8 protein-coding genes and 1 riboswitch are annotated in these 7,248 nt (G+C 71.0%); of the genes, 2 read left to right on the top strand and 6 right to left on the bottom strand.

The annotated features are described in order from the left end of the window. Positions 1-7: 7 nt before the first annotated feature. Together cobW and PVW49_RS04845 are read right to left on the bottom strand one after the other, a co-directional pair. Positions 8-1,066 carry a cobalamin biosynthesis protein CobW gene (gene cobW / locus PVW49_RS04850; RefSeq protein ID WP_274590025.1) on the bottom strand — a complete coding sequence of 353 codons (1,059 nt, stop codon included), beginning with the start codon at positions 1,064-1,066 and terminating at the stop codon, positions 8-10. 3 nt (positions 1,067-1,069) lie between these two features. Then, positions 1,070-1,483: a DUF1636 family protein gene (locus tag PVW49_RS04845; RefSeq protein ID WP_048530846.1), complete on the bottom strand. Its 414-nt coding sequence runs from the start codon at positions 1,481-1,483 to the stop codon at positions 1,070-1,072. 90 nt (positions 1,484-1,573) lie between these two features. Next, positions 1,574-1,799: riboswitch (cobalamin riboswitch) on the bottom strand. 36 nt (positions 1,800-1,835) lie between these two features. Here PVW49_RS04845 and cobO point away from each other — a divergent pair. Beyond that, on the top strand, positions 1,836-2,447 hold the full coding sequence (gene cobO, locus PVW49_RS04840; protein ID WP_274590024.1) for a cob(I)yrinic acid a,c-diamide adenosyltransferase: 612 nt from the start codon (positions 1,836-1,838) through the stop codon (positions 2,445-2,447). A gap of 16 nt (positions 2,448-2,463) precedes the next feature. Then, positions 2,464-3,909 (top strand): cobyric acid synthase, encoded by a 1,446-nt coding sequence (locus PVW49_RS04835; protein ID WP_274590023.1) that lies wholly within the window; start codon positions 2,464-2,466, stop codon positions 3,907-3,909. On the opposite strand, the gene cobD is transcribed toward PVW49_RS04835, so the two are convergent. From cobD to PVW49_RS04815, 4 genes are read right to left on the bottom strand one after another with little or no spacing between them, the layout of a single operon-like run. Beyond that, complete coding sequence (gene cobD, locus PVW49_RS04830) at positions 3,906-4,901, bottom strand: threonine-phosphate decarboxylase CobD (protein WP_274562898.1); 996 nt, start codon at positions 4,899-4,901, stop codon at positions 3,906-3,908. The two genes, PVW49_RS04835 and cobD, sit on opposite strands and share 4 nt — an antisense overlap. Then, positions 4,901-5,848: an adenosylcobinamide-phosphate synthase CbiB gene (gene cbiB / locus PVW49_RS04825; protein ID WP_274590022.1), complete on the bottom strand. Its 948-nt coding sequence runs from the start codon at positions 5,846-5,848 to the stop codon at positions 4,901-4,903. The genes cobD and cbiB overlap by 1 nt, the downstream gene beginning before the upstream one ends. Continuing rightward, positions 5,845-6,630 carry a propanediol utilization protein gene (locus tag PVW49_RS04820; RefSeq protein WP_274590021.1) on the bottom strand — a complete coding sequence of 262 codons (786 nt, stop codon included), beginning with the start codon at positions 6,628-6,630 and terminating at the stop codon, positions 5,845-5,847. Before PVW49_RS04820 ends, cbiB begins: the two co-directional genes overlap by 4 nt. Further along, a complete protein-coding gene (locus PVW49_RS04815; RefSeq protein ID WP_274590020.1) occupies positions 6,627-7,244 on the bottom strand; it encodes a histidine phosphatase family protein in 618 nt (205 codons plus the stop codon). Before PVW49_RS04815 ends, PVW49_RS04820 begins: the two co-directional genes overlap by 4 nt. Positions 7,245-7,248 lie beyond the last annotated feature (4 nt).

Genomic DNA, 7,248 nt, shown 5'->3' with positions numbered 1-7,248 from the left:
CGGCGGGTTACTCCGCGGGCTGCGGCGCGAGGTCGGTCAGCGCGGCGCGGATTTCCTCCGGGCGCAGGTCGTCATGTTCGGCGATCACCACCAGCCGGCCCCGGCGGGCCTCGTCGGGGGCCCAGAGCCGGTCGAACTGGTGGCGCACCCGCGCGCCCACCGCCTGCACCAGTAGGCGCATCGGCTTGCCGGCAACCGAGGCATGGCCCTTGACCCGCAGGATGTTGTGGCTCTTGGCCAGGCGCTCGATCGCGGCAACCAGATCGGCGGCATCGGCCAGCTCGGGGAGGTCGACGACGATGCTTTCGAAATCCTCGTGATCGTGGTCATGCGGGGTGTCGTGGTGGCTGGGCCGTGCGTCGAGATCGCTCTCGGCGGCGGCGCCGAGGCCGAGGATGATGCGGGGATCGACCGCGCCTTCGGCGACCTCGACCACCGGCAGCACCCGCGGCGCCTCGGCGGCGATCAGATCCCTGGCCCGGGCGACGCCCTCCGGCCCGGCAAGGTCGGGCTTGGTCAGCAGCACGATGTCGGCGCAGGCGATCTGGTCTTCGAAGACCTCCGACAGCGGCGTTTCGTGGTCGAGGCTGTCGTCGGCCAGCCGCTGCGCATCCACCGCCGCGACGTCGGGGGCAAAGCGGCCCGCCGCCACCGCCTCGGCATCGGCCAGGGCGATCACCCCGTCGACCGTGACGCGGGCGCGGATCGCCGGCCATTCGAAGGCCTTGAGCAGCGGCTTGGGCAGGGCGAGCCCCGAGGTCTCGATCAGGATGTGATCGGGGCGCGGGTCGAGCGCCATCAGCGCCTCGATGGTGGGGATGAAATCATCCGCCACGGTGCAGCAGATGCAGCCATTGGCCAGTTCGACGATGTTCTCGGCCGGGCAGTCGGGAATGGCGCAGTCCCGCAGGATCTCGCCATCGACGCCGACATCGCCGAATTCGTTGACCACCACCGCCAGCCGACGGCCGCCGGGGTTCTTCATCAGATGGGTGATCAGCGTCGTCTTGCCGGCGCCGAGAAAGCCGGTGACGATGGTGACGGGGAGTTTGGCGAGATCGCTCATGGGTCAGGCGTCCTTGGGTGTGGCAATGATCGGGGGAATGCGGGTCAGGCAGTTGCGCTTGAAATGCTCGGGCCGTTCGCGCCAGGGGATCACCCCGTCGGCGGCCGCGTGATACTGTGCCGCCCCGGCCAGCAGCATTTCGGCGCCGTCAGTCTCGTCGACGTTGGAAAAGACATAGGTCCATTTCCCGGCGCCGCCGCGCAGGGCGACGGTGCAGGCGTTGGAACAGTTTTGCAGGCATTCCACCGGTGTCACCCGCAGCCCTTCGGGCGCACCGGTGGCGGTGATCCGGTCAAAGAGCACCTGGCCGGGGCGGCGGTCATCCTCGGGCGCGGCGCCCTTGCGGCGGCAGGTCACGCAGACCAGCAGCTCGGTTGTGGTGGCGGTGGTGTCCTGCTCGTGCGCAGAGTCTTTCATTCTCGCGTGCCCCATCGGCTTGGCAGACAGGGGTATCGGCGGAATGGTGGCCGGCAACGGACACACTCCGACACCGGCACACCCCGTCCGGTCTCATCAGTCGGGCTGGCAGGTCTCCCGGCTCACGGAATTCTGGGCCCGGGGCCCGGCGGTCGCTCTGCCTTCCCGGCCTGTCAGGCCAGTGGCTTCGAGCGCCCTTTTCCGTTCACGGTCGCGGGGGCGGCTGCGTTTGGCCCGGGCGTCCCGTCACGGGGCACCAGGGTTACACATTCCCTTTTCACCTGTTTACACAGGCACCAGCGTCAGGGCACATGGGACGAATTCCGTATACGAGTCAAGTCCGGAGATGGGGATGATCGAAGAGAAAAACGCGCGCCACGCCGAGAAGATGAAGAAGATCAAGGCCGCGCGCGATCGCATGATGGCGACCAAGACCGACGAGAAGGGCCTGATCCTCGTGCATACCGGCACCGGCAAGGGCAAGTCGTCCTCGGGGTTCGGGATGATCCTGCGCTGTATCGCCCATGGCATGCCCTGCGCGGTGGTGCAGTTCATCAAGGGCAATTGGATCACCGGCGAGGCCGAAATGATCCGCAACCGCTTTGCCGAGGAATGCCGGTTCTTCGTTTCCGGAGAAGGCTTTACCTGGGAAACCCAGGACCGCGCCCGCGACATCGCCGCGGCGCAGGCCGGCTGGGAGATCGCCAAGAGCCAGATCCTCGACCCCGAGATCCGGTTCGTGCTGCTCGACGAGATCAACATCGCGCTGCGCAACGATTATCTCGACATCGACGACGTGGTCGCGTTCCTGCAAACCCGCAAGCCGGAGATGACCCATGTCTGCCTGACCGGGCGCAATGCCAAGCCCGAGCTGATCGTGGCGGCGGATCTGGTGACCGAGATGACGCTTGTCAAACATCCGTTCCGCGATGGCATCAAGGCCCAGAAGGGCGTGGAATTCTGAGCCGGGGAGCCGTCGCATGCCGGCGCTGATGATCCAGGGCACCGGCTCCAATGTCGGCAAGTCGATGCTGGTGGCCGGGCTCTGCCGCGCCGCCCGTCGGCGCGGGCTGAGCGTGGCGCCGTTCAAGTCGCAGAACATGTCGAACAATGCCGCCGTGACCCCCGAGGGCGGCGAGATCGGCCGGGCGCAGGCGCTTCAGGCGCTGGCCTGCGGCCTGGCGCCACATGTCGACATGAACCCGGTGCTGCTCAAGCCCGAGACCGATATCGGCGCCCAGGTAGTGGTGCAGGGCAAGCGTCTGACCACCGCGCGGGCGCGCGACTACGGCCAGATGAAACCACGGCTGATGGCGGCGGTGCTCGAGAGTTTCGAACGCCTGAAGGCGGCGCATGATCTGGTGATCGTCGAGGGCGCGGGCAGCCCGGCCGAGGTCAACCTGCGGCGCGGCGACATCGCCAACATGGGCTTTGCCGAGGCGGCGGAGGTGCCGGTGGTGCTCTGTGGCGACATCGACCGGGGCGGGGTGATCGCGCAGATCGTCGGCACCCAAGCGGTGCTGCCCGAGGGTGACCGCGCCCGCATCGCCGGGTTTCTGATCAACAAGTTCCGCGGCGATCCGACACTGTTCGATGACGGGTACCGGATGATCGAGGCGCAGACCGGCTGGCGCGGCTTTGGCGTCGCGCCCTGGTTTCCCGAGGCCTGGCGGCTGCCGGCCGAGGATGCGCTCGACATTGCGCCGCCGCGCGGCCGCGACGGGCTGCATGTGGTCTGTCTCCAGTTCTCGCGGATCGCCAATTTCGACGATCTCGATCCGCTGGTGCAGGAACCGGGGGCGCGGGTCACCATGCTGCCGCCGGGCCGGGCCATTCCGGGCGATGCGGACCTGGTCATCCTGCCGGGGTCGAAATCGACCCGTGCCGATCTCGATTTCCTGCGCCGGCAGGGCTGGGATATCGACTTAGCGGCGCATCGCCGGCGCGGTGGCCGCATCCTCGGCATCTGCGGCGGCTATCAGATGCTGGGCCAGGTTGTGGCCGATCCAGAGGGCATCGAAGGGCCGCCGGGCGAGACCCCGGGGCTGGGGCTTCTGGACATCACCACGGTGATGGGCGGCGACAAGAGCCTGCGGCTGGTGCAGGCGTGCCATGCCACGTTGAAACAGGCGTTTCGCGGCTACGAGATCCACATCGGCCGTTCCGACGGCCCGGACCGACGGCGCCCATTTGCCGAGATCGCGGGCCAGCCCGAAGGCGCCTGTTCGGCCGATGGTCTGGTCAGCGGCAGCTATCTGCACGGCATGTTCGCCGATGATGGATTCCGCCGGGCCTGGCTGACGCAGCTTGGCGCGCGGGCCTCGGATCTCGGCTATGATGACGGTGTCGAGGCGACGCTGGATGCGCTGGCGGACCATCTCGAGACGCATCTCGACGTGGCGGGCCTGTTGGGGCTGGCGCGTTAGGCGGTGACGGTGGCGAAGGCCCGTTCGAGCTGCGGCCAGCGGTCGGCCGGTGGCAGCCCGAGGCGGATCCACTGCTGTGAATAGGGAAACACCCGCGACCAGACGTGATGCGCCGCCAGCCGGTCCTGCGCCGCCTGCGCATCCGGCGCGGCATAGGTGCGAAACAGCGGCGTGCCACCGACCAGCGGCCAGCCCGCGGCGGCGGCCAGCCGGTCGAGCCGCGCCGCGTCCTGCGCCAGCCGGTGACAGGTCGCCTGCTGCCAGCCGGTGTCGGTCAGGGCGGCGCTGGCGATCTCGATCGCGGGTCCCGAGACCGGCCAGGGCCCGGCCAGCTCGGCCAGCCGGGTGGCCAGAGGCCCCTGCGCCAGGGCAAAGCCCAGCCGCAGGCCGGCCAGCCCGTAGAACTTGCCGAATGACCGCAGCACCACGACATTGGCCAGCGCCGCGCCAAGTCGCGGCGCGACCGAGAACGCCGGCTCGGGATCGGCAAAGCTTTCGTCGACGATCAGCAGCCCGACGGTATCCGCCAGCTGTTCCAGCCGCTCCGGCGACAGGCGGCCGCCGTCGGGGTTGTTGGGGTTGACCACCACCGCCAGATCGGCGCCCTCGGCCGCCTGGGCCGTGGCCACTGGCGTTACCTGCCAGCCGGCGCTGCGCAGCGCGGCGGCATGTTCGTTGTAGGTCGGCGACAGCACGGCGGCGCGGCCCGGCGGCCGCAGCCAGGGCACAAGCTGAATGGCGCCCTGGGCGCCATGGGTGGGCAGGATCCGGGCCGGCGTGGCATAGGCCTGGCGGGCGGCGGCGATCAGCCCGTCCATCGCGCGCTTGCGCGGCAGGGCGGCCCAGGCCTCGGGCGAGATCGCCGGCACCGGAAAGGGCGCCGGGTTGATGCCGGTCGACAGGTCGAGCCAAGCCGGGGCGGCGCCGCCAAAGCGGGCCAGCGCGGCCTCGAGATTGCCGCCGTGATCTCTGGGTGGGGGTGCATCGGTCATCACAGCCACCCCAACAATATCGCCGCGCAGAGCGCAAGGGCCAGCAGCGCCATGCTGCGCCGGTAGAGCGCCAGCGCCCGCCAGAGATCCTCCGGCCCCGGGTCGGGTGCGCCGGCGTTGAGCCAGGGTTCCTCGGCGATCCGGTCGCCGTAGATCCGCGGCCCCGACAGCCGGACCCCGAGCGCCGCCGCCATCGCGCCTTCGGGCCAGCCGGCATTGGGCGACCGGTGGCGCGGCGCGTCGCGGCGCATCACCCGCAGGCAGTGCCGCAGGTGGCGCCCCGAGGCCAGCGCGAACACCCCCCCGGTCAGCCGCGCCGGGATCAAGTTGGCGAGATCGTCGATCCGGGCGGCGACCTTGCCGAAGGCCTCGTAGCGCGGGTTGCGATGGCCGATCATCGAATCCAGCGTGTTGATCGCCTTGTAGGCGGCAATTCCGGGCAGCCCGGCGACCGCGCCCCAGAACAGCGGCGCGACAATCCCGTCAGAGCTGTTCTCGGCCAGGCTTTCGGTGGCGGCGCGGGCCACCCCGGCGGGGTCGAGGTGGCGCGGATCGCGGCCGACGATCATCGCCACCGCCTGGCGCGCCGCCGCAAGATTGCCGCGCGCCAGCGGCCGGGCCACGGCGGCGACATGATCGTGCATCGCGCGCAGGGCGATCAGCGGCCAGGCCAGAATGGCGCCCAGCAGGCTGCCTGCAAGAGTATCGGGCAACAGCGACTGGACGGCCCAGGCCGGCGCGGCGGCCAGCGTCAGGATCACCGCGACCGTGAGCGCCCCGGCGATCAGCCTCCGGCGGCGGGGCCCGCTGTTCAGCCGCCGCTCCAATGCGGAGATCGCCCGGCCCAGCCAGGTGACCGGATGGCCGATCGCCGCGAACAGCCGATCGGGCCAGCCAAAGGCCAGATCGAGCGCCATGCCGGCCAGCATCATCAGGGCAAAACTCATGCGCCCCCCGCCGGAAAGGTGATCCTCTGCCGAAACCCGGCCTCGGCCAGCGCCTGCACCGCGCCGGCGGGCACCGTGCCGGGGGCAAAGATCAGCCCGCGGGCCGCGCCGGTATGCGCCCGCAGCCAGCCCAGTGCGCCCTGCGCGCGCGCCAGGTCTGCCGTCGGATCCGCCGCCGGGCCGCGCCGGGCGGTGCATCGCGCCGCCGAAGTTGTGGCCAGCGCGGCGATGCGGCGCAGATCCCCGGCCTCGGTCGCTGCCGCCCAGTCGGCCACCAGGTCGGTGATATCGTCGAAGTCGCTGTCGTCCGGGTCGGTACGCTCGGCGGCGCCAAAGAAGCCGCCGACGATGGTGCAGGGCGGTGGCGGCGCCAGCGGGCGCAGCACGCGGCCCGCACGCGAGGCCCAGAGCAGCCGGTCGGGCCGGGGGAACATCAGCGGATCGCTGGCGCCTTCGACCGCGATGCAGGCCGCGGCCAGCGCTTCCGGCGGGCCTCGGAAACCCCAGACCTGCGCCAGCGCCACCAGCGTCGCGGTCGAGGCGCCGGCGCCGCCGCCGACTGGCATCTGCCGCCGGCTGCCGGTGCCGGCCGGGCAGAGGCCCAGCGACCGGGCGAAGGCCGTCAGCTGCGCCCCTGAGAAGGGCGGGGGCGTCGGGCCCGGGGTGTCGACGCGCAGCGCCGCGCAGGGCAGGGTGACCAGCGCCACCGGGCCCTCCGGGCCAATGCGGCCCTGAAGCCATTCGCCGAAATGGCCGGCGACGGAAACCTCGGATCCGCTCATGCCAGATTCGCGCCGATCACCGAGACCGGCCCCTCGGGCCCGCAGCGCAGTCGGGTGGCGGAGAGGGTAGCGACCTCGAAGGCCAGCCCGGCGGAAAGCAGTCCGGTCACCTGCGACAGCGCCGCGCGGATCACCCCGGCATGCACCACCAGCACCAGCGGCGCCGGCATCTGCGCGGCGGCCTGTCCATGCTCGGCCAGCGCCGGCGCCACCCGGGCGCAGAGATCGGCGAAACTCTCGCCTCCGGGCGGGGCGTATTGCGCCAGATCGGCGCCGGACATCGGGCCGAGATCGGGAAGCGCATCGTAGGGCAGCCCCTCGTGGGCGCCGAAATCCTGCTCCCAGAGCCGCGCGTCGGGCTGCGCGGCCTGCGCCGGCCAGAGCGCGGCGGCGGTCTGCCGGCAGCGTCGGGCGGGGCTGGTCACCACCCGGCCGGGCAGGGGCAGGGCGGCGCGCAGCCGGGCGATGTCTGCCGCCACCAGAGCCGCCGAAGGATCGCTGCGGCCGCAGAGCCGGCCGGGCGTGGCCACCGGGGCATGGCGCAGCAGGATCAGCTCTGCCGCGACGCCGGGTTTCGCGGCTGCCTGGCGGGTTTGTTCTTCACATTCATTCATTTTG

Origin of the sequence: Marinovum sp. PR37 (assembly GCF_028807375.1) — a bacterium.
Taxonomy (GTDB): Bacteria; Pseudomonadota; Alphaproteobacteria; order Rhodobacterales; family Rhodobacteraceae; genus Marinovum; species Marinovum algicola.
The sequence above is the reverse complement of the archived record's forward strand: the minus strand, read 5'-3'. Positions and strand labels throughout refer to the sequence as shown.

What these genes read in the sequence shown, in the direction of transcription:
- PVW49_RS04835 (WP_274590023.1), top strand. Translation starts at nt 2,464, where the DNA reads ATGCCGGCGCTGATGATCCAGGGCACCGGCTCCAATGTCGGCAAGTCG.
- PVW49_RS04820 (WP_274590021.1), bottom strand. Translation starts at nt 6,630, where the DNA reads ATGAGCGGATCCGAGGTTTCCGTCGCCGGCCATTTCGGCGAATGGCTT.
- cbiB (WP_274590022.1), bottom strand. Translation starts at nt 5,848, where the DNA reads ATGAGTTTTGCCCTGATGATGCTGGCCGGCATGGCGCTCGATCTGGCC.
- PVW49_RS04845 (WP_048530846.1), bottom strand. Translation starts at nt 1,483, where the DNA reads ATGAAAGACTCTGCGCACGAGCAGGACACCACCGCCACCACAACCGAG.
- cobW (WP_274590025.1), bottom strand. Translation starts at nt 1,066, where the DNA reads ATGAGCGATCTCGCCAAACTCCCCGTCACCATCGTCACCGGCTTTCTC.
- cobO (WP_274590024.1), top strand. Translation starts at nt 1,836, where the DNA reads ATGATCGAAGAGAAAAACGCGCGCCACGCCGAGAAGATGAAGAAGATC.
- cobD (WP_274562898.1), bottom strand. Translation starts at nt 4,901, where the DNA reads ATGACCGATGCACCCCCACCCAGAGATCACGGCGGCAATCTCGAGGCC.
- PVW49_RS04815 (WP_274590020.1), bottom strand. Translation starts at nt 7,244, where the DNA reads ATGAATGAATGTGAAGAACAAACCCGCCAGGCAGCCGCGAAACCCGGC.